The organism is Saccharothrix coeruleofusca (assembly GCF_017876325.1).
Classification (GTDB): Bacteria; Actinomycetota; Actinomycetes; order Mycobacteriales; family Pseudonocardiaceae; genus Actinosynnema; species Actinosynnema coeruleofuscum.
This window is the reverse complement of record NZ_JAGINV010000001.1, coordinates 5289655-5308151: the sequence shown is the minus strand read 5'-3', so window position 1 is coordinate 5308151 and position 18497 is coordinate 5289655. Positions and strand designations below refer to the sequence as shown.

18 protein-coding genes are annotated in these 18497 nt (G+C 73.7%); 10 read left to right on the top strand and 8 right to left on the bottom strand.

Annotated features, from left to right (window positions below; translation table 11 throughout):
• Window positions 1–148: 148 nt before the first annotated feature.
• Window positions 149–850 (bottom strand): IclR family transcriptional regulator, encoded by a 702-nt coding sequence (locus JOF41_RS23880; protein WP_189222792.1) that lies wholly within the window; start codon window positions 848–850, stop codon window positions 149–151.
• Window positions 851–920: 70 nt separating this feature from the next.
• Between JOF41_RS23880 and leuC the strand changes: the two genes are divergently transcribed.
• From leuC to JOF41_RS23865, 3 genes are all read left to right on the top strand, one after another.
• Window positions 921–2330, top strand: coding sequence for a 3-isopropylmalate dehydratase large subunit (gene leuC, locus JOF41_RS23875; RefSeq protein WP_189222793.1), 1410 nt, complete (start codon window positions 921–923; stop codon window positions 2328–2330).
• A 17-nt stretch (window positions 2331–2347) separates the two neighbouring features.
• Complete coding sequence (gene leuD, locus JOF41_RS23870) at window positions 2348–2950, top strand: 3-isopropylmalate dehydratase small subunit (protein ID WP_189222794.1); 603 nt, start codon at window positions 2348–2350, stop codon at window positions 2948–2950.
• A 206-nt stretch (window positions 2951–3156) separates the two neighbouring features.
• The gene (locus JOF41_RS23865; protein WP_209622099.1) at window positions 3157–3987 is read left to right on the top strand and encodes an HU family DNA-binding protein; all 831 of its coding nucleotides are present in this window, start codon (window positions 3157–3159) and stop codon (window positions 3985–3987) included.
• A 474-nt stretch (window positions 3988–4461) separates the two neighbouring features.
• Here JOF41_RS23865 and JOF41_RS23860 read toward each other — a convergent pair whose 3' ends face one another.
• The 3 genes from JOF41_RS23860 to JOF41_RS23850 form a co-directional block, all read right to left on the bottom strand.
• Window positions 4462–5388 (bottom strand): NUDIX hydrolase, encoded by a 927-nt coding sequence (locus tag JOF41_RS23860; protein ID WP_209622096.1) that lies wholly within the window; start codon window positions 5386–5388, stop codon window positions 4462–4464.
• A gap of 3 nt (window positions 5389–5391) precedes the next feature.
• Window positions 5392–7725 carry an RNA degradosome polyphosphate kinase gene (locus tag JOF41_RS23855; RefSeq protein WP_372448493.1) on the bottom strand — a complete coding sequence of 778 codons (2334 nt, stop codon included), beginning with the start codon at window positions 7723–7725 and terminating at the stop codon, window positions 5392–5394.
• A gap of 67 nt (window positions 7726–7792) precedes the next feature.
• On the bottom strand, window positions 7793–8002 hold the full coding sequence (locus JOF41_RS23850) for a cupin domain-containing protein (RefSeq protein WP_189222797.1): 210 nt from the start codon (window positions 8000–8002) through the stop codon (window positions 7793–7795).
• A 109-nt stretch (window positions 8003–8111) separates the two neighbouring features.
• Between JOF41_RS23850 and JOF41_RS23845 the strand changes: the two genes are divergently transcribed.
• On the top strand, window positions 8112–9653 hold the full coding sequence (locus tag JOF41_RS23845) for an LVIVD repeat-containing protein (RefSeq protein WP_229795348.1): 1542 nt from the start codon (window positions 8112–8114) through the stop codon (window positions 9651–9653).
• A 55-nt stretch (window positions 9654–9708) separates the two neighbouring features.
• On the opposite strand, the gene cofC is transcribed toward JOF41_RS23845, so the two are convergent.
• Complete coding sequence (cofC, locus tag JOF41_RS23840; RefSeq protein ID WP_189222798.1) at window positions 9709–10314, bottom strand: 2-phospho-L-lactate guanylyltransferase; 606 nt, start codon at window positions 10312–10314, stop codon at window positions 9709–9711.
• A gap of 82 nt (window positions 10315–10396) precedes the next feature.
• On the opposite strand from cofC, the gene JOF41_RS23835 reads away from it, so the two are divergent.
• The 4 genes from JOF41_RS23835 to JOF41_RS23820 all read left to right on the top strand — a co-directional run bounded on the left by JOF41_RS23835 (window position 10397) and on the right by JOF41_RS23820 (window position 13819).
• Window positions 10397–11098, top strand: coding sequence for a lysophospholipid acyltransferase family protein (locus JOF41_RS23835; RefSeq protein WP_189222799.1), 702 nt, complete (start codon window positions 10397–10399; stop codon window positions 11096–11098).
• 1 nt (window position 11099) lies between these two features.
• Window positions 11100–12104 (top strand): NAD(P)H-dependent glycerol-3-phosphate dehydrogenase, encoded by a 1005-nt coding sequence (locus JOF41_RS23830; protein WP_209622093.1) that lies wholly within the window; start codon window positions 11100–11102, stop codon window positions 12102–12104.
• On the top strand, window positions 12101–13165 hold the full coding sequence (locus tag JOF41_RS23825; protein WP_189222801.1) for a cystathionine gamma-lyase: 1065 nt from the start codon (window positions 12101–12103) through the stop codon (window positions 13163–13165). Before JOF41_RS23830 ends, JOF41_RS23825 begins: the two co-directional genes overlap by 4 nt.
• A 207-nt stretch (window positions 13166–13372) precedes the next feature.
• Window positions 13373–13819, top strand: a complete 447-nt coding sequence (locus tag JOF41_RS23820; RefSeq protein WP_189222802.1) for a cysteine dioxygenase — start codon at window positions 13373–13375, stop codon at window positions 13817–13819.
• A 105-nt stretch (window positions 13820–13924) separates the two neighbouring features.
• Here the strand turns inward: JOF41_RS23820 and JOF41_RS23815 are convergent, their stop codons facing one another.
• A complete protein-coding gene (locus JOF41_RS23815) occupies window positions 13925–14572 on the bottom strand; it encodes a pyridoxamine 5'-phosphate oxidase family protein (protein ID WP_209622090.1) in 648 nt (215 codons plus the stop codon).
• Window positions 14573–14638: 66 nt separating this feature from the next.
• Between JOF41_RS23815 and pdxR the strand changes: the two genes are divergently transcribed.
• Together pdxR and JOF41_RS23805 are read left to right on the top strand one after the other, a co-directional pair.
• A complete protein-coding gene (gene pdxR, locus JOF41_RS23810) occupies window positions 14639–16060 on the top strand; it encodes a MocR-like pyridoxine biosynthesis transcription factor PdxR (protein WP_189222804.1) in 1422 nt (473 codons plus the stop codon).
• A gap of 11 nt (window positions 16061–16071) precedes the next feature.
• On the top strand, window positions 16072–17139 hold the full coding sequence (locus JOF41_RS23805; RefSeq protein ID WP_189222805.1) for a D-alanine--D-alanine ligase family protein: 1068 nt from the start codon (window positions 16072–16074) through the stop codon (window positions 17137–17139).
• Between the two features lie 535 nt (window positions 17140–17674).
• On the opposite strand, the gene JOF41_RS23800 is transcribed toward JOF41_RS23805, so the two are convergent.
• A complete protein-coding gene (locus tag JOF41_RS23800) occupies window positions 17675–18235 on the bottom strand; it encodes a DUF3515 domain-containing protein (protein WP_189222806.1) in 561 nt (186 codons plus the stop codon).
• A gap of 20 nt (window positions 18236–18255) precedes the next feature.
• Window positions 18256–18489 carry an Lrp/AsnC family transcriptional regulator gene (locus tag JOF41_RS23795; protein ID WP_189222807.1) on the bottom strand — a complete coding sequence of 78 codons (234 nt, stop codon included), beginning with the start codon at window positions 18487–18489 and terminating at the stop codon, window positions 18256–18258.
• Between the last annotated feature and the right edge of the window lie 8 nt (window positions 18490–18497).

Below are 18497 nucleotides of genomic sequence, written 5' to 3'. Positions count from 1 at the left end.
ACGGCGCGACCCGCCGTCCTTGGCGACCTGCCGCGCGGCGAGCGCGCTTTTACAACCCCAACGGCGAACTCACCCAACCCGAACGTAGAACTCAGGGGTCCTGAGCGTTCGACTCGCGGTACCTGAGCGTTCGACTCGCGGGGGAGGGTCAGAGGCGGGACTGGAGGGCTTCGGCGGCGGCCAGGAGGTCGGCGGCCCAGCGGGCGCCGGGGCGGCGGCCCATGCGGTCGATGGGGCCGGAGACGGAGATGGCGGCCACCACCGCCCCCGTGCTGTCGCGCACCGGCGCCGAGACGCTGGCCACACCGGGCTCGCGCTCGGCGACGCTCTGGGCCCAGCCGCGGCGGCGCACCTCCAGCAGGGTGCGCTCGCCGTAGACGGCGTCGGCCAGCACCGAGCGCTGGGTGCCGGGGTCGGCCCACGCGGCCAGGACCTTGGCGCCGGAGCCCGCCGTCATGGGCAGTCGCGCGCCGACCGGGACGGTGTCCCTCAAGCCGCTCGGCGGTTCCGCCGACGAGACGCAGACGCGCTGCATCCCGTCCCGGCGGTAGAGCTGGACGCTCTCGCCGGTGATGTCCCGCAGCCGGGGCAGCACCGAGCCCGCGGCGTCGAGCAGGGGGTCGGTCGCGCCGCCCGCCAGCTCGGCCAGCGCCGCGCCGGGCCGCCAGCGGCCGTCGGAGCCCCGGCGCAGGAGGCGGTGGACTTCCAGTCCCACGGCCAACCTGTGCGCTGTCGCCCTCGGCAGACCGGTGCGGTTGCACAACTCCGCCAGCCCACACGGATCTTTCGCCACGGCGTTGAGGACGGCCACTGCCTTGTCCAGCACGCCGATCCCGCTATGCTGTCCCACAAGCCGATACTAACTTCCCACTGTCTGGGAAGTCCAGATCTATCGGCAGTCCAGATCCTGGGAGTTAGCGATGAGCCGCAGCCGTACGCTCGCGGAGAAGGTGTGGGAAGCACACGTGGTGCGCCACGGGAGTGGCGCTGAACCCGACCTGCTCTACATCGACCTCCACCTGCTGCACGAAGTGACCAGCCCGCAGGCGTTCGACGGCCTGCGCCTCGCCGGGCGGCCCATCCGCCGTCCCGACCTCACCATCGCCACCGAGGACCACAACGTCCCGACGGTCGACATCGAGCTGCCGATCGCGGACCCGGTGTCGCGCACCCAGGTCGAGACGTTGCGCAAGAACTGCGCCGAGTTCGGCGTGCGGCTGCACCCGATGGGCGACGCCGAGCAGGGCATCGTGCACGTGGTGGGGCCGCAGCTTGGGCTGACCCAGCCCGGCATGACGGTGGTGTGCGGCGACAGCCACACCTCCACGCACGGGGCGTTCGGCGCGCTCGCCTTCGGCATCGGCACCTCCGAGGTCGAGCACGTGATGGCCACGCAGACGCTGCCGCTGAAGCCGTTCAAGACCATGGCCATCAACGTCGACGGCGCGCTGCGGCCCGGTGTCACCGCCAAGGACGTCATCCTGGCCGTCATCGCCAAGATCGGCACCGGCGGCGGGCAGGGCTACGTGCTGGAGTACCGGGGCAGCGCGATCGAGGCGCTGTCCATGGAAGCCCGCATGACCATCTGCAACATGTCGATCGAGGCGGGCGCCCGCGCCGGGATGATCGCGCCGGACCAGACGACGTTCGACTACATCAAGGGCCGCCCGCACGCGCCGTCCGGCGCCGACTGGGACGCCGCGGTCGAGTACTGGCGGACCCTGCGCACCGACGACGACGCGGAGTTCGACGCCGAGGTGCACCTGAACGCGGACGAGCTGACGCCGTTCGTCACCTGGGGCACCAACCCCGGACAGGGCCTGCCGCTGGGCGAGCGGGTGCCCGACCCCGAGGCGATCGTCGACGAGAACGAGCGCGTGGCGGCCGAGAAGGCGCTGGCGTACATGGGGCTGGAGCCGGGCACCCCGCTGCGCGACATCCACGTCGACACGGTCTTCCTCGGCTCCTGCACCAACGGCCGCATCGAGGACCTGCGCGCCGCCGCGGAGGTGCTGCGCGGCAAGAAGGTGGCCGACGGCGTGCGGATGCTGGTCGTGCCCGGCTCGATGCGCGTGCGCGCCCAGGCCGAGGCCGAGGGGCTGCACGAGGTGTTCCTGGCGGCAGGCGCGGAATGGCGTCAGGCGGGCTGCTCCATGTGCCTCGGCATGAACCCCGATCAGCTCAAGCCGGGGGAGCGCAGCGCCTCCACCTCCAACCGCAACTTCGAGGGCAGGCAGGGCAAGGGGGGCCGCACCCACCTGGTGTCCCCGCTCGTGGCCGCCGCGACCGCCGTGCGCGGCACGCTGTCCTCGCCCGCCGACCTGGTCTGAGAAGAGGAACAGGGAACATGGAAGCGTTCACCACGCACACCGGGGTCGGTGTCCCGCTGCGCAGGTCCAACGTGGACACCGACCAGATCATCCCGGCCGTCTACCTCAAGCGGGTCACCCGCTCCGGCTTCGAGGACGGCCTGTTCGCCGCTTGGCGCGGCGACGAGCACTTCGTGCTCAACCAGGAGCCGTTCCGGGCGGGCAGCGTGCTGGTCGCGGGCCCGGACTTCGGCACCGGCTCCTCCCGCGAGCACGCCGTTTGGGCGCTGATGGACTACGGCTTCCGGGTGGTCATCTCCTCGCGGTTCGCCGACATCTTCCGGGGCAACGCGGGCAAGCAGGGACTCGTCGCGGCCCAGTGCGAGCAGTCCGATGTCGAATTGCTCTGGAAGCTGTTGGAGAACGAGCCGGGCACCGAGGTCACCGTCGACCTGACCAACAACACGGTTGCGGCCAAGGACTTCACCGCCCCCTTCACCATCGACGAGTACACCCGCTGGCGACTGCTGGAGGGTTTGGACGACATCGCGCTGACCCTGCGCCACGCCGAAGACATCACCGAGTTCGAGCGGCGCAGGCCCGGCTGGCTGCCGACCACCGAACCGGTTCCGGCGCGCTGATCCGAAGGGCCGGATTCCCCCTCGAACAGCGGGAATCCGGCCCCCTCCCGGCTCCTCCGGCCCGCGCACCCGTCCCTCGACAGGGCGCAATTGCCCACGCCACAACAAAAAATCTGGCGTGGCGATTGGTAATTCCTTCCACATGGGCTTACCGTGGCCATCAGTCGGCCCGACTAGGGCCGTGAGCGTCCTGGGAGGGACTGAAGGTGAACAAGGCCCAGCTCATCGAGGCGCTCGCCGAGCGCCTTGGCGACAAGAAGAACGCCGCTGCCGCTGTCGACGGCATCGTGGACGTCATCGTCCGCAGCGTCCACAAGGGCGAGAAGGTCAACATCACCGGCTTCGGTGTCTTCGAGAAGCGCGCCCGCGCGGCCCGCACCGCTCGCAACCCGCGCACCGGTGAGACCGTGAAGGTCAAGAAGACCAACGTTCCCGCGTTCCGCGCGGGTTCGACGTTCAAGGACGTCATCAGCGGCACCAAGAAGCTGCCGCGCGTCACGGCCGCCAAGTCCGCCGCTTCGGCGGGCGCCAAGGCCGCCTCGGCGAAGGCGCCTGCCACCCGCGCCACCACGGCGCGCGCCGCGCGCGGCACCACCGCCACCACCACGACGCGCGCCGCCGCCGCCGCGACCAAGGCCCCGGCCACCCGCCGGACCGCCGCGGCCACCGCCACCAAGGCCCCGGCCACCAAGGGCGCGACGGCGAAGACCACGGCCAAGGCCACGGCGCCCAAGGCGACCGCGCCGAAGGCGACCGCGGCGAAGACCACGGCGCCCAAGGCGACCGCGGCCAAGTCCACGGCCGCCAAGGCGACCGCGGCCAAGTCCACGGCCGCCAAGACCACGGCGGCCAAGCCCGCGGCTGCCAAGCCCGCGGCCAAGAGGACCACCACGGCCAAGGCGACGGCGGCCAAGTCCACCGCGGCCACCGCGGCCACCACGACCACCGCGGACAGCACCGCCGCCACCCCGGCGGCCAAGCCCGCGGCGAAGCGGACCAGCGCGGCGAGGAAGACCACGGCGGCCAAGGCGAAGTGACCCGCCTGCCCGGTTCCGCGGCGCGATGCCGGTGGAACCGGGAAAGCGGTCTGACCCGTGGTTCGGGAGTCGGTGGGAGAAGCGGTTCCCGAACCGCCCGCGACACGGGCGGGAGCGGTCGCGGTCGGCGCCGCAATGGCGTGCGCCGCGCCGGGAATCCCGTTCCGGTGGCGGAAGGGGTGGCCCGTTCCGCCCGTCGAATGGAGTTCGGCGGGCGGGTGCGGAATCGGGGCGGCGCACCCCGGTTCCGGTGGGCCGGTCATTCCACCCGAGCGCGGACTCGGGTGGGCGCGGTGAACCCCGGCGGTGCGAGAGGCCGGGGGAGGACGTGCGGGGCGGCGCGAACCGGAATTCCGGTCGGGCACGATTCCCGCCGACACGTCGAGGGCCCGGTGCGGACGCGCACCGGGCCCTCAACTCGTCAGAGGCGAAAACGGCCTCCAGCGGGCCCGTGAGCGGGCCTGCGGGGCTCGCTCAGGGGCCGGGCCTGCCCAGCGCCGTCGGCACGTAGTGCGCGCCCACGAGCTGCGGCCACCGCCGCGGCTCGTCCGCAGTGGACCACCCGCCTGCCCGCTCGCGGAACGCCAGCACCCACGCGCTGCCCTTCTTGCACGGCACGCCGTCGTCCAGCTTCACGCCGCCCAGCTCGGCCAGCGCCGACACCAGGTCCGGGATGACCCCGCCCTGGCTGCACACCACCGGCACGCCCCCGGCGCCCGCGATCTCCAGCAGCCGCACCAGTGCCGCGTCGCGGTCGGGCCAGTAGCCCTCCTCGCTCAGCCTCGGCTCCCGCGCCACCTCGACCGACAGGTCCTCCGCCACGCCCTGCACGGTCTGCGCGCACCGCACGCGCGGGGCGGCGTGCACCCGCGTCACGCCCCACAGCGGCAGCATCGACCGCAGCGCCTCGGCCTGCCGCCACCCCGCCGGGCTGAGCGGTCGCAGGTCGTCGTCGCCCTGCCAGTGGTCCCGCTTGCCCGCCTTGGCGTGCCGCACCAGCAGCAGCGTCCGCAGGTCCGCCGGGGCCGCCGCGAACGCGTGCAGCACCTCGCGGTCCTCGTCCCGCGTCACCAGCCGCAGCGCCAGCGGCACGGGCAGCCAGCGCAGCTCGTCCACCTCCTCGTTGGGGACGAACTCGCCGGAGGTGGCGCGGGCGCTGTAGTAGTCCACCGTTTTCGGCTTGCCGAACGCGGTGTAGCGGACCTGCGCGAGGTGGCGGCCGAGCACGGCGTGGAAGCCGGTCTCCTCCAGCACCTCGCGGACCGCCGCCGCCGCGACGGTCTCACCGGGGTCGAGCTTGCCCTTGGGCAGCGACCAGTCGTCGTACCTGGGCCGGTGCACCACCGCGACGCGGTCGTCGCGCCACAGCACGGCACCGGCCGCGCGGATCGTGGAACCCAATGCTCACCCCAACGCGCGGTGCTTGCGCAGCAGATCGGTCTGGTGGTCGCGGACGCGGCTGCCGTCGGAGGGCGAGGCCTCCCACTCGCCGTCCGGGCGCAGCACCCAGCAGCGGGTGGTCGGCTCCAGCGCGGAGTCCAGCACCTCGTCCAGCTGGGCGGTCAGCTTCGGGTCGGTCACCCGCACCTGCACCTCGACGCGGCGGTCGAGGTTGCGGTGCATCATGTCCGCGCTGCCGATCCAGTGCTCGCCGCAGCCGACGAAGTGGAACACCCGCGAGTGCTCCAGGAACCGGCCCAGGATCGAGCGGACGTGGATGTTCTCGCTCAGCCCCTTGATGCCCGGCTTGAGCGAGCACACGCCCCGCACCACCACGTCCACCGGCACACCGGCCTGCGACGCCCGGTACAGCGAGTCGATGACCTGCTCGTCCACCAACGAGTTCACCTTGATGCGCACGCCCGCGCGCTTGCCCTCGCGGGCCAGCTCGATCTCGCGCTCGATGCGCTCGACGATGCCGCGCCGCACGCCGTAGGGCGCCACCAGCAGGCTGCGGTAGTGGTCCTGGCGGGCGTAGCCGGTCAGCACGTTGAACAGGTCGGTGAGGTCCGCGCCGATGGTGGGCTCGGCGGTGAGCAGGCCGATGTCCTCGTACAGCCGAGCGGTCTTCGGGTTGTAGTTGCCGGTGCCGATGTGGCAGTAGCGGCGGATCGTCGAGCCCTCCTGGCGCACCACGAGCGCGGTCTTGCAGTGCGTCTTGAGGCCCATCAGGCCGTAGACCACGTGCACGCCAGCCTTTTCCAGCGCCCGCGCCCACTTGATGTTGGCCTGCTCGTCGAAGCGGGCCTTGATCTCCACCAGCGCCACGACCTGCTTGCCCGCCTCGGCCGCGTCGATCAGCGCGTCGACGATCGGCGAGTCGCCGGAGGTGCGGTACAGCGTCTGCTTGATGGCCAGCACCTGCGGGTCGGCGGCGGCCTGCTCGACGAACCGCTGCACGCTGGTGGAGAACGAGTCGTAGGGGTGGTGCACCAGCACGTCGCCCTCGCGCAGGGTGGCGAAGATGCTCTTGGGCGTCTCCCGCTCGCCGAACGCCGGGTGCGTGGACGGCACGAACGGCCGGTCCTTGAGCTGCTTGTTGTCCAGGCCGTAGAGCTGGAACAGGCACGACAGGTCCAGCAGGCCGGGCACCTGCACCACGTCGTGCGGGTCGACCTCCAGCTCCCGCAGCAGCCGCTCCAGCATGTCCTCGGTCATGTCGTCGGCGACTTCCAGCCGCACCGGCGGGCCGAACCGGCGGCGCGCCAGCTCCCGCTCCAACGCCTGCAGCAGGTCCTCGTCGCGGTCCTCCTCGACCTCCAGGTCGGCGTTGCGGGTGACCCGGAAGGCGTGGCACTCGATGACCTGCATGCCCGCGAACAGCTCGCCCAGGTGCGCGGCGATCAGCTCCTCCAGCGGCAGGAACGTCGCGGTGCTGCTGGAGCGGTCGGTCTCCACCCGCACCAGCCGAGGCACGTTGTCGGGCACCTTCACGCGGGCGAACCGGTCGGTGCCGCCCTCCGGGTCGCGCACGCTCACCGCGAGGTTCAGCGACAGCCCGGAGATGTAGGGGAAGGGGTGGGCGGCGTCCACGGCCAGCGGCGTGAGCACCGGGAAGACCTGGTCGGTGAAGTAGCCGGACAGCCGCATCCGCTCGCTGTCGGTCAGCTGCGCCCAGGTGACCAGGCTGATGCCGTGCTTCTCCAGCTCCGGCCGCACGTGGTCGAGGAAGGCGCGGGCGTGCTGCTCCACCAGTTCCTGGGTGCGCTTGGAGATGTTGGCCAGCTGCTCGCGCGGGGTGAGCCCGTCCGCGCTGCGCACCGACAGGCCGGTCTCGGCGCGGCGCTTGAGGCCCGCGACGCGCACCATGTAGAACTCGTCGAGGTTGGAGGCGAAGATGGCCAGGAACTTGGCCCGCTCCAGCAGCGGCTGGGACGGGTCCTCGGCCAGCGCCAGCACCCGCGCGTTGAAGTCCAACCAGGACAGCTCCCGGTTGAAGTAGCGGTCGTCGGGCAGGTCCGCGGGGACCTCGGCGGCGGTCTCGGCGGGCGGTGAGCTCGGGAACGCGCGGGCGGGCGCCTCGGCGACGGCCGGGGGCGCCGCCGGGTGCACCACCGAAGGCGCCGCCGGGGGGTCGGCCGGTTGGGGAGCAGCGGGTTGCGAGGAATCCCGGACCGCACCGCGGCGGGCCGCCGGGCGCGGGCGCCTGCGCGGTGCGCCTGCTGCGGAGGTGGTGGTCCGGGGGGCTCTGGCGCGTCGCGCGGGCTTCGGCTGCTGGTCGCTGTTGTCCGTGCTCACGGTGGCATTGTCCCCCAGATCGGGGATGCACGCGCTGATCGGAACCGTCCTGGAGGTGAACTCCCGGTCACACCGGAGGGCGCAGCGCGTCCACCCGGCCACCCTCGGCGCGTTCCAGGGTGACCCGCTGGCCGGGGCGCAGCGAACGCCACCCGCCCGCCGCCACCGCCCGCGCGGGCACCTCCACCAGAACGCCGTCGTCGCGCAGCACGGTGGCGGAGCCGTCCGGGTGGTGCGCGCTGACGGTCGCCTGCTCGGGACGGGGTGCCTCTGCCACGCGGGCAACGCTAGCCGATCGGCAGTGCGACGCCAGCCGATCGGCAGTAGTCCGCCCGCCCGTCCGCCTGCCACGCTGCGCGGTGACGCCGTCGCGGAAGGGAGCGACCATGAGGGTGTTGGCAGGGATCACCGCCGTGCTGGTCGGTTTCACCGGCCACGGCGCGGCGGACGCGGCCCCGCGCGCGGAGACCGGGCGGCCGGGCCTGCCCGCGGCGTCGAGGAACGTCGAGCTGCGCGCGGCGATCCCGGAGACCGAGGGCGCGATCTCCATCAACTTCCTGCGCTACCGCGACCGGGACGTCATGTTCCTCAGCGGCGAGTTCGGGCTCAAGACCTTCGACGTCACCGACCTCGACGCGCCGGTGCCGCTGGACCACCTGACCAAGCGGGAGCTGGCGCTGCCGGGCGACGACCCGGAGCAGAGCTTCTGGGAGAACGAGGACGTCGACGTCGATCCCAAGCGCAAGCTGGTGTTCCTGGCGCGGGAGCGCAGCGCGTTCGGGCGGGAGCAGGGCGAGGGGCAGCCCACCGGCGTCTACTTCGTCTCCGCCGCGGACCCGGCGCACCTGGAGCTGCTCAGCTTCGCGCCGATGGGCACCGGGCACATCACCACGTGCGTCAACGACTGCTCGTACCTGTGGACGACCGGCTACGACGGGACGCCCTCCACCGACCCCGATCCCTACCGGATCTCCGGCAAGGTCTTCGTCACCGACATCCGCGACCCGCGCCACCCGCGGACCCTGGACCAGCACGTGGACCTCCACCGCAACCAGGGCGAGACGCACATGACCCACGACGTGCAGGTCGACGCCGAGGGCGTCGCCTGGGTCGCGGGCACCGGCGGCACGCGCGGGTACCACACGCGCGGTTGGCATCGCGACCCGCTGACCGGACGGGTCCGCCAGGCCACGGCGGTCGACCCGGTGCCGTACGCGGGCGGGGCCGCGCCCCCGCCGGACATGCCCACGTCGTTCTCGCACAACTCGTTCCGGCCGGTGGGGGCGACCCTGGCGGACGGGCCGCGACCGACCCGCGAGCACCCGGCGGGGTCGCTGCTGCTGCACACGGAGGAGGCGTTCGGCTCGCCCACGTGCGAGGACCAGGGGCGGTTCGTGATCTCCTCGCTGGAGGGCTCGCGCGACGGCGAGTCCTGGCGGGCCACCCCGGAGCGGCCGTTCCACCTCAGGACCGTGGGCGTGTGGAGCCCGGACGACCAGGAGGGCACGCTGCCCGGCCCCGACGCGTTCTGCTCCGCGCACTACTTCGACGTGCACCGGCGGATCGTGGCCTACTCCTGGTACCAGCAGGGGACGCGGTTCCTGGACATCACCGACCCGACCGCGCCGCGCCAGGTCGGCTACTGGCGGCCCGAGGGCGCGGTGTCGTTCGCGCCGTACTGGCACCGGGGCCGGGTGTTCCTGGCCGACCTGGCTCGCGGGGTGGAAATCCTCAAGCTCACCAAGGGCGCCTACGACGCGCAGGCGTCCGGGACCTCCGTGACGCTGAGGACCCGACCGGTGTCGGTGTCGTTCCGGCCGTTGGAGAATCCGCGCGAGCGCCTGCCGCTGGCCCCCGACCCCGTCTACGGCTCGGCCTGCCCGATGCTGGTGGGTCGCGGCTGCGGCTCCGGCTCCGCCTGCTGCTGACACCGGCGTCTGCAAGTACCACCCGACCCCCGTCGGGTGGTACTTGCAGACGCGGTCAGCAGACCGGGGCCAGCGCGGCGCGCGTGCGCCTGCCCAAGCCGAAGGCCGCGGCGACGTCCAGGTCCTCCGCGGTGTCCACGTCGCAGCGCAGCGTCGGCCACGGCCCCACCAGCGGTCGCGCCCCGGCCGCCTCGTGCGCCGCCGCCGAGCCCACGCCGAACTCCGGCGCCAGGTCACCGCCCGGTTCGGACAGCAGCAGCGTCGTGCCGGTGCCCTGGCGGTCCGGGCAGAACGCCCGCCCGTCCGCCGCCGCGATCGCCGCCCGCAGCTCCTCCGGGCGCAGCGCGGGCAGGTCGGCCTGCAGCGCGCCGACCACCGAGCGCGGGTCGCGCGACCGCAGCAGCGCCGCCCCGTGCCGCAGCGCCGGGTTCAGCCCCTCGGGGCCGGGGGTGGTCTCCACGCCCAGCACCGCCAGCTCCGCCACCACCACCGGGTCGTCGGTGATGGCCACCACGCTGCGCACCACCGGCAGCGCCGCGCGGATCGTGTCCAAGGCGAACGCCAGCGCCAGCGCGGGCCGGTCCGCGGTCACCCCGCGCAGCCTCGACTTCGCCCTGTCCAGGGTCTTGACCGGCACCACCAGGTCCACGTCCGCGCGCACCCCGCCATACTCCCCGATGCCGGCTGGACCTGGCCGGGGGCTCCGGGGAAGACTCCAGGTCCACGACGAGTAGGGAGAGCACGTGGCCAGAGAGAAGGGCGGCTTCTGGGTGGGGTTCGCCGCGGCGGTCTTCTACCCGGCCACCGCGCTGATGACGCGGTGGCGCACCGAGGGCGCGCACCACATCCCGGAAACCGGTGGCGTGCTGCTGGTCATGAACCACGTGTCCCACCTCGACCCGGTCTACGACGCGGTGCTGGTGCACCGCAGCAAGCGGGTGCCGCGGTTCCTGGCCAAGCACAGCCTGTGGAAGGTGCCGGTGCTGGGCAGCGTGCTGCGCGGCGCGCAGCAGATCCCGGTCTACCGCGGCAGCGCCGACGCCCAGCAGTCGCTGCGCGCCGCGCACGAGGCGCTGGAGGCGGGCAAGGTCGTGGTGATCTACCCGGAGGGCACCATCACCCGCGACCCGGACGGCTGGCCGATGGCCGCGCGCACCGGCGTGGCCCGGCTGGCGCTGGAGCACGACGTGCCGGTGCTGCCCGCCGCCCGCTGGGGCACCAGGGACGTCTACGACCACTACCGCAAGAAGTTCCGGCCGCTGCCCCGCAAGACCGTGGTCACCGCGGTCGGCGAGCCGGTCGACCTCGACGCGCTGCGCGCCCAGCCGCAGAACCTGGCGCTGCTGCGGGAGACCACCGACCTGATCATGGGCCGGGTCAAGGACCTGCTCGCGGACATCCGCCACGAGCAGGCGCCCGACGGCTTCTACGGCAAGAAGGTCTGACGTGGACCGGATCGCCGTGCTGGGTGCCGGGTCGTGGGGCACCGCCTTCGCCAAGGTGCTCGCCGACTCCGGCACCGACGTCGTGCTGTGGGCGCGCCGCCCCGAGGTGGCCGACGCCATCGCCGGTTCCCGCGCCAACCCCGACTACCTGCCGGGCGTGTCGCTGCCCGCGAACCTCACCGCCACCTCGGACGCGGAGAAGGCGCTGGACGGCGCGCGGGCCGTGGTGCTGGCCGTGCCCAGCCAGACGCTGCGGGAGAACCTGACCGCGTGGCGGCCGTGGCTGCCGCCGGACGCGACCCTGGTCAGCCTCGCCAAGGGCGTGGAGCTGGGCACGCTCAAGCGGATGAGCGAGGTCATCCGCGAGGTCGCGGGCGTGCCCGAGGACCAGGTGGCCGTGGTGACCGGGCCGAACCTGGCCAAGGAGATCGCCGCCGAGCAGCCCACCGCCACGGTCATCGCGTGCACCGACCACGACCGCGCCGTGCAGCTCCAGCTGGCCTGCACCAACTCCTACTTCCGGCCCTACACCAACGTCGACGTGATCGGCTGCGAGCTGGGCGGGGCGTGCAAGAACGTCATCGCGCTGGCCTGCGGCATGGCCGCCGGGCTCGGCTTCGGCGACAACACCATGGCCTCGATCATCACCCGCGGCCTGGCCGAGACCGCGCGGCTGGGCGCGGCGCTGGGCGCGGACCCGCTGACCTTCGCGGGCCTTGCCGGACTGGGTGATCTCGTGGCCACGTGCGCGTCACCGCTGTCGCGCAACCGGACGTTCGGCGAGAGGCTGGGGCGCGGTGAGTCGCTGGCGCAGGCGCAGCGGGCCGCGCACGGCCAGGTCGCGGAGGGCGTGAAGTCCTGTTCGTCCATCCGGGAGCTGGCCGCCAGGAAGGGAGTGGACATGCCGATCACCGACGGCGTGCACCGGGTGTGCCACGACGGGCTGGACCCGAGGGTGCTCACCGCGGCGCTGCTGGGCCGGGAGCCGAAGGCGGAGCGGCAGTGACCGCGCGGGGCGACGGGACGCGGGTGGTGCACTCCGCGCCCACCTCGGAGGGCGAGCCGTTCCTGGCCGGTCCGGTGTTCGCCGCGCCGTACCACCTGGGCGGCGCGGATACCTACGGGCGCGCGCACAACCCGACGTGGCGCGCGTTGGAGGCCGCGCTGGGCGAGCTGGACGGCGGCGAGTGCGTGCTGTTCCCGTCCGGCATGGCGGCGATCTCGACGCTGCTGCGCGTGGTGCTGAGCCCCGGCGACACCGTGGTGGTGCCCAGCGACGGCTACTACCTGACCCGCACCCTGCTGGCCGAGATGCCGGTGCGGGTGCTGGAGGCGCCCACCGCCGGGCCGTACCCGCCGTTCGACGGCGTGCGGCTGGTGCTGCTGGAGTCGCCGTCCAACCCCGGACTGGACGTGTGCGACATCGCCGAGCTGTCGGCGCGGGCGCACGCGGCGGGCGCGCTGGTGGCGGTGGACAACACGACCGCGACCCCGCTGGGGCAGAAGCCGCTGGAGCTGGGCGCGGACGTGGTGCTCAGCAGCGACACCAAGGCCGTGTCCGGGCACAGCGACCTGGTGCTGGGGCACATGTCCACAGCGGACGTCGAGCTGGCCGAGCGGGTGCGCACCGCGCGGACCACCAGCGGGGCGATCCCCGGCCCGTTCGAGGCGTGGCTGGCCCACCGCGGCCTGGGCACGCTGGACCTGCGGCTGGCGCGGCAGGCGCAGAACGCGGCGGCGCTGTACCGGGCGCTGCGCGAGCACCCGGCGGTGACCGGCCTGCGCTGGCCGGGCGCCCCGGAGGACCCGGCGCACGAGGTGGCGTCGCGGCAGATGCGGCGCTTCGGCGGGGTGCTGACGTTCGTGCTGGCCGACGAGGCGGCGGTGGCGGAGTTCCTGGCGCGGTCGCGGCTGGTCGCGGCCAGCACCAGCTTCGGCGGCCTGCACACCAGCGCGGACCGGCGCGCGCAGTGGGGCGACCCGGTGCCGGAGGGGCTGGTCCGGCTGTCCGCCGGCTGCGAGGACACCGAGGACCTGGTGGCCGACGTGCTGGCGGCGCTGGCCTGATGTCGTTTCGGGTCCACTTCGTGGGACTCGGTTGCCCGCTCGCGGGCGGCCTGCCACCCTCGACGGCATGTCCTTCCGCGCCATGATCGACGGGCGGGGTCACATCGACCTCCGCCTGGTCGCCAGCGCGCTGTGTCTCCCTCGGTGATCGACTCGCGTCCGGCGGGCCGCTGACGCCCGCACTCCCGAGCACCCCGAGAAGGAACCATGTTCGCCGTTCCGGAGAACACGATCGCCCTGCCGCAGACCCGAGGCGCGCTGCACCCCGTGCGCATCGCGCTGGACACCGCCGCCCGCCGCGAGCTGTGGGCGCACCGGTTGCGCTACGACCCCGACCAGCGCTTCTCCGCCCTGATCGAGGCCACCGACGAGCAGGAGGTGTGGTTGCTGAGCTGGTTGCCCGGCCAGGGCACCGACCTGCACGACCACGGTCCGGCCACCGGCGCGTTCACCGTGGTCAGCGGTGCGCTGACCGAGGTGGTCGCGGTGGGGTCGAGGCAGGTGCTGCACCACCTGCACGCGGGCCAGTCCCGCGTGTTCGGGCCCGACTACGCGCATCAGGTGCGCAACGACGGGCCCGACCCGGCGGTGACCATCCACGTCTACCGCGACGGCGGGCGCACCATGCGCCCCCGCCACTTCCTCCTCGACTGACGCCTGCAAGTACTACCCGACCCGCTTCACAGGGCCGGTAACTACTACCCGGCTCCGGTAGTAGTTACCGGCCCCGCGACGGGGCACGGGTAGTACTTGCAGGCGCTACAGGCGGGTGGTGACGTGCTCGGGGACGGGGGTGCCCTCGGGCAGCCGGGGGCACGGCTCGGGCTCGCCCCACGTGGTGCGCAGCGGCAGCACGCCCGCCCACGCCACCCCGGCGGCCACGTCCTCGTCCTCGTCGCCGGGCGGCCCGGTGCGGATCTTCACCGACGCCTCGGTGAGGTCCAGCGCCAGCACGCTGGTCGCGGCCAGCTCCTTGGCGCTGGGCGGGCGGACGTGGTCCCACGCGCCGGGCGCGACGTGCTCGGTGAGCACGCGCAGGCCGTGCAGCTTGCGCTCCGGGTCGGTGACCCGCTCCGCCGTGCCGTGCACCACCGCGGAGCGGTAGTTCATCGAGAAGTCGAACGCCGCGCGGGAGTAGACCACCCCGTCCACCAGCGTCACCGCCACGCACACCGGCATCCCGGCGGACGCCTCGCGCAGCGTCCGGGCACCGGTCGAGCCGTGCAGGTACAGGGTGTCGCCGTCGCGGCCGTAGGCGGTCGGCAGCACCACCGGCGCGTCGTCCACGACCACGGCCAGGTGGCACACCAGGCCCGCGTCGAGCACCGCGTGCAGGGCCTCCCGCTCGACCACGGCGCGCTTGCGACCGCGCTTGACCGTGCTGCGGGGTGTCGGCTGGAGTGTCATGCGCCCACCGTCATCCGCGAAGTGGCATCATTCAAGGGCCATTTATCGCTGAATTCAGGAGTCCACTTGTCCGAGACGGCACTGCCGGTCTCGCTGGACCGCGCCTCGCCCGAGCCGCTGGCCGTGCAGCTGGCCGACGCCCTGCGCGCGGCGGCGGCCGACGGGCGGCTGCGCAGTGGCGACCGGCTGCCCTCGACCAGGGCGCTGGCCGAACGCCTCGGCGTGAGCCGCACGGTCACCGCCGCCGCCTACGAGCAGCTGCACGCCGAGGGCTGGATCGCCGGGCGGCACGGCTCCGGCACCTACGTCACCACCACGCCGCCGGGATCGCTGCGCACCCCCGCCCGCCGGTCCGCGCCCGCCGCGCCCGCCCCGGAAGTGGTCGACCTCGCGCCCGGCGCCCCGTGGGCGGGCGGGCTGGACCGCGCCGCGTGGCGGCGGGCGTGGCGGGCGGCGGCGGACGCGCTGCCGCTGTTCCGGCCCCAGCGCGGCGGCCTGCCCGAGTACCGCGCGGTGGTGGCCGAGCACCTGCTGCGCCACCGCGGCCTGGCCGTGCGCGGCGGGCTGAACGAGGAGCTGGTGCTGGCCACCGGCGGCACCACGGCCGCGCTGGTGGAACTGGGCGCGGCCGTGTTCGAACCGGGCGACGTGGTGGCCGTGGAGGAACCGGGCTACCAGCGGGCGGTGTGGGCGCTGCGGGCGGCCGGGCTGCGCGTGGTGCCCGCGCCGGTGGACGAGGAGGGGATGCTCGTCGACGCGGTGCCCAGGGGCGTGCGCGGGGTCTACTGCTCGCCCGCGCACCAGTACCCGATGGGCGGCCGCATGTCGGCGGGGCGGCGGGTGGCGCTGGTGGAACGCGCCCGCCGGGACGGCTGGCTGGTGGTGGAGGACGACTACGACGGCGAACTGCGCTACGACGTGGCGCCGTTGCCGCTGCTGGCGGCGCTGGCCCCGGACGTGGTGGTGCACCTGGGCACCACCAGCAAGATCCTCACCCCCACGCTGGGCGCGGGCTGGATGGTCGCCCCGGAACCCGTCGCCGCGGCCGTGCTGGCGCACCGCGACCGCACCGGCACCGGTCCGGCCCCCGCCGGGCAGCGGGTGCTGGTGGAACTGGCCCGCAACGGCGACCTGGGCAGGCACCTGCGCAGGCTGCGCCGCGAGCTGTCCGAGCGGCGCGCGCTGGTGGCCGAGGCGCTGTCGGCGGCCGGGCTGCGGGTGCTCGGCGACGACGCGGGCGCGCACGTCGTGGTGCCGCTGCCCACCGCGCGGGCCGAGCGCGACCTGCTCGCGGCGGCGGAGGCGCGCGGCCTGCGCGTGGACGGGCTGGCCCGGCACCACGCGGGCAGGCCGAAGGTGCACGGCGTGGCCATCGGGTACGGCGCGTGCTCGCGGGAGCAGCTGGCGGCGGCGCTGCCGGTACTGGTGGAACTTCTCACCACCCGTGGGGCGCGCGAGGGTGGGCCGGGCGGCAGTCCGTGCAGGTAGTGTCCGGAGCCATGACACAGCGCAAGACCAGAGTCGCCGTGGTGTTCGGCGGGCGCAGCAGCGAGCACACCGTCTCGTGCCTGTCGGCGGGCAGCGTCCTGCCGCACCTGGACCGCGACCGGTTCGAGGTCGTGCCCGTCGGCATCACGCCCGAGGGCGGGTGGGTGATCGGGGCCGACGACACCAAGGCGCTGGAGGTCCGCGACCGGCAGCTGCCCACGGTCAACGCGCTGGTCCCGGCCTCCGGCGGGGCGCTGGTGCCGGTCGCCCCCGGCGAGGCGCTGGCCGACGTGGACGTGGTGTTCCCGCTGCTGCACGGCGCGTGGGGCGAGGACGGCACCGTGCAGGGCCTGCTGGAGCTGGCCGACCTGCCCTACGTCGGCCCCGGCGTGCTGGCCTCCGCGGTCGCCATGGACAAGGAGTTCACCAAGCGGCTGCTGCAGGGCGTGGGCCTGCCGGTGGGCCGGTTCGCGGTGCTGCGCCGCGACCAGGAGACGCTGTCGGACCAGGACCGCGACCGGCTGGGGCTGCCGGTGTTCGTCAAGCCCGCCCGCGCGGGCTCCTCGGTCGGCATCTCCAAGGTGACCGCCTGGGAGCAGCTCGACGACGCGATCGCGCTGGCCCGCAAGACCGACCCCAAGGTGATCGTCGAGGCCGCCGTGGTGGGCCGCGAGGTCGAGTGCGGGGTGCTGGAGTTCCCCGACGGCCGGGTCGAGGCGTCGCTGCCCGCCGAGCTGCGCGTCGTCGGCGGCGAGGTCGACTGGTACGACTTCGACGCCAAGTACCTCGACGACGTGTGCGAGTTCGACATCCCGGCCGAGCTGGACGACCGGATCACCGGCGACCTGCGCGAGATGGCGGTCACCGCGTTCCGCGCCCTGGACTGCCAGGGCCTGGCCCGCGTCGACTTCTTCGTCACCGGGGACGGCGGGCTGGTCATCAACGAGGTCAACACGATGCCCGGCTTCACGCCGATCTCGATGTACCCGCGGATGTGGGCGGAGACCGGCGTGGACTACCCCACGCTGCTGACCACCCTGGTGGAGACCGCGCTGGCCCGCGGCACCGGCCTGCGCTGACCCGGGACGGCCGCGCCTCCCCGGCGCGGCCCCACCCTCTCCGCGAGTCGAACGCTCAGGACCCCTGAGTTCAACGCTCAGGACGGCCACGCCCGCCCCCGGTGCCACCCACCTATGGGCGTGTCGGACGTGTCGCCCCCGCGAGTCGCGCGTTCCGACACCACGAACCGAGCGTTCGGACACCCCGCCCGCACTTTCGCGCCCCGGACCGCGCTTCCGCGCCTTGGTCCGCGCTTCCGCGCCCCTCGGGTAGTAGTTACCGCCCCTCCCACCCTCGCCGGGTAGTACTTGCCGACGCACCAGGGGGGCGCGCGGAGCGCGCGCAGTGGGGTGCCCGCGAGCGCCATCCTTGGCGACCTGCCGCGCGGCGAGCGCACCCTTTGCTGGATAACCCAACCCCAACGGCGAACTCACCCAACCCGAACGTAGAACTCAGGGGTCCTGAGCGTTCGACTCGCGGTACCTGAGCGTTCGACTCGCGGTACCTGAGCGTTCGACTCGCGGTACCTGAGCGTTCGACTCGCGGACGAGGGGGTCAGCGGGCCTGGGGGAGGGTGTCGCGGATGGTGGTGGAGATGTCCTGCAGGGGGCCGGTGCCCGCTTCGGAGGGCACGGTCAGCGCCACGTACACCTCGCGGTCCACGACGTACCATGTGGACTGGCCGCCCTCGGAGACCTCCAGCCACCGCACGGCGGAGATCTCCCGCAGCTCCGAGGTCGGCGTCAGGTCCGCGGGCCGGTCCAGGCCGCAGCGCAGCACCAGCGGCTCGTGCTCCGCGTCGCCCCACGCCAGCGCGCCCGCCGGGGCGGGCGCGGCCAGCTCGCGCCGCGGCAGGGTGTCCCCGTTCGACACCAGCTGCATCGGCAGCGCGCTCAGCAGCGCCTGGCACCGCTCGGACTCGGCCTGCGGCGCGGGCACGGGCACCAGCGCCAGGGGACCGGTGTGGTCGGCGGCGGGGGCGGCGGGGTCGTCCTTGCCCGCCCCGAGGAAGAGCCCGACGGCCGCGACCCCGGCCGCCAGCAGCGCCGGCAGGCCGATGGCCAGGGCGAGCAGCGGCTTGGGCAGCGGGGAGGTGGGTTCCGGTTCCTGTGCCACCCGGTTATGACAGCACGACGCTAGAGGTGCACCACCGGGCAGGTCAGCGTTCGGGTGATGCCCTCCACGTTCTGGATGCGGGCGACCACGAGCTGGCCCAGCTGGTCGACGGTGTCGGCGTCGGCGCGGACGATGACGTCGTACGGGCCGGTGACGTCCTCCGCGGTGGCCACGCCGGGGATGCCGGAGATCTCAGCCGCCACGGCGGCTGCCTTCCCGACCTCGGTCTGGATGAGGATGTATGCGTGCACCACGGCGTGCC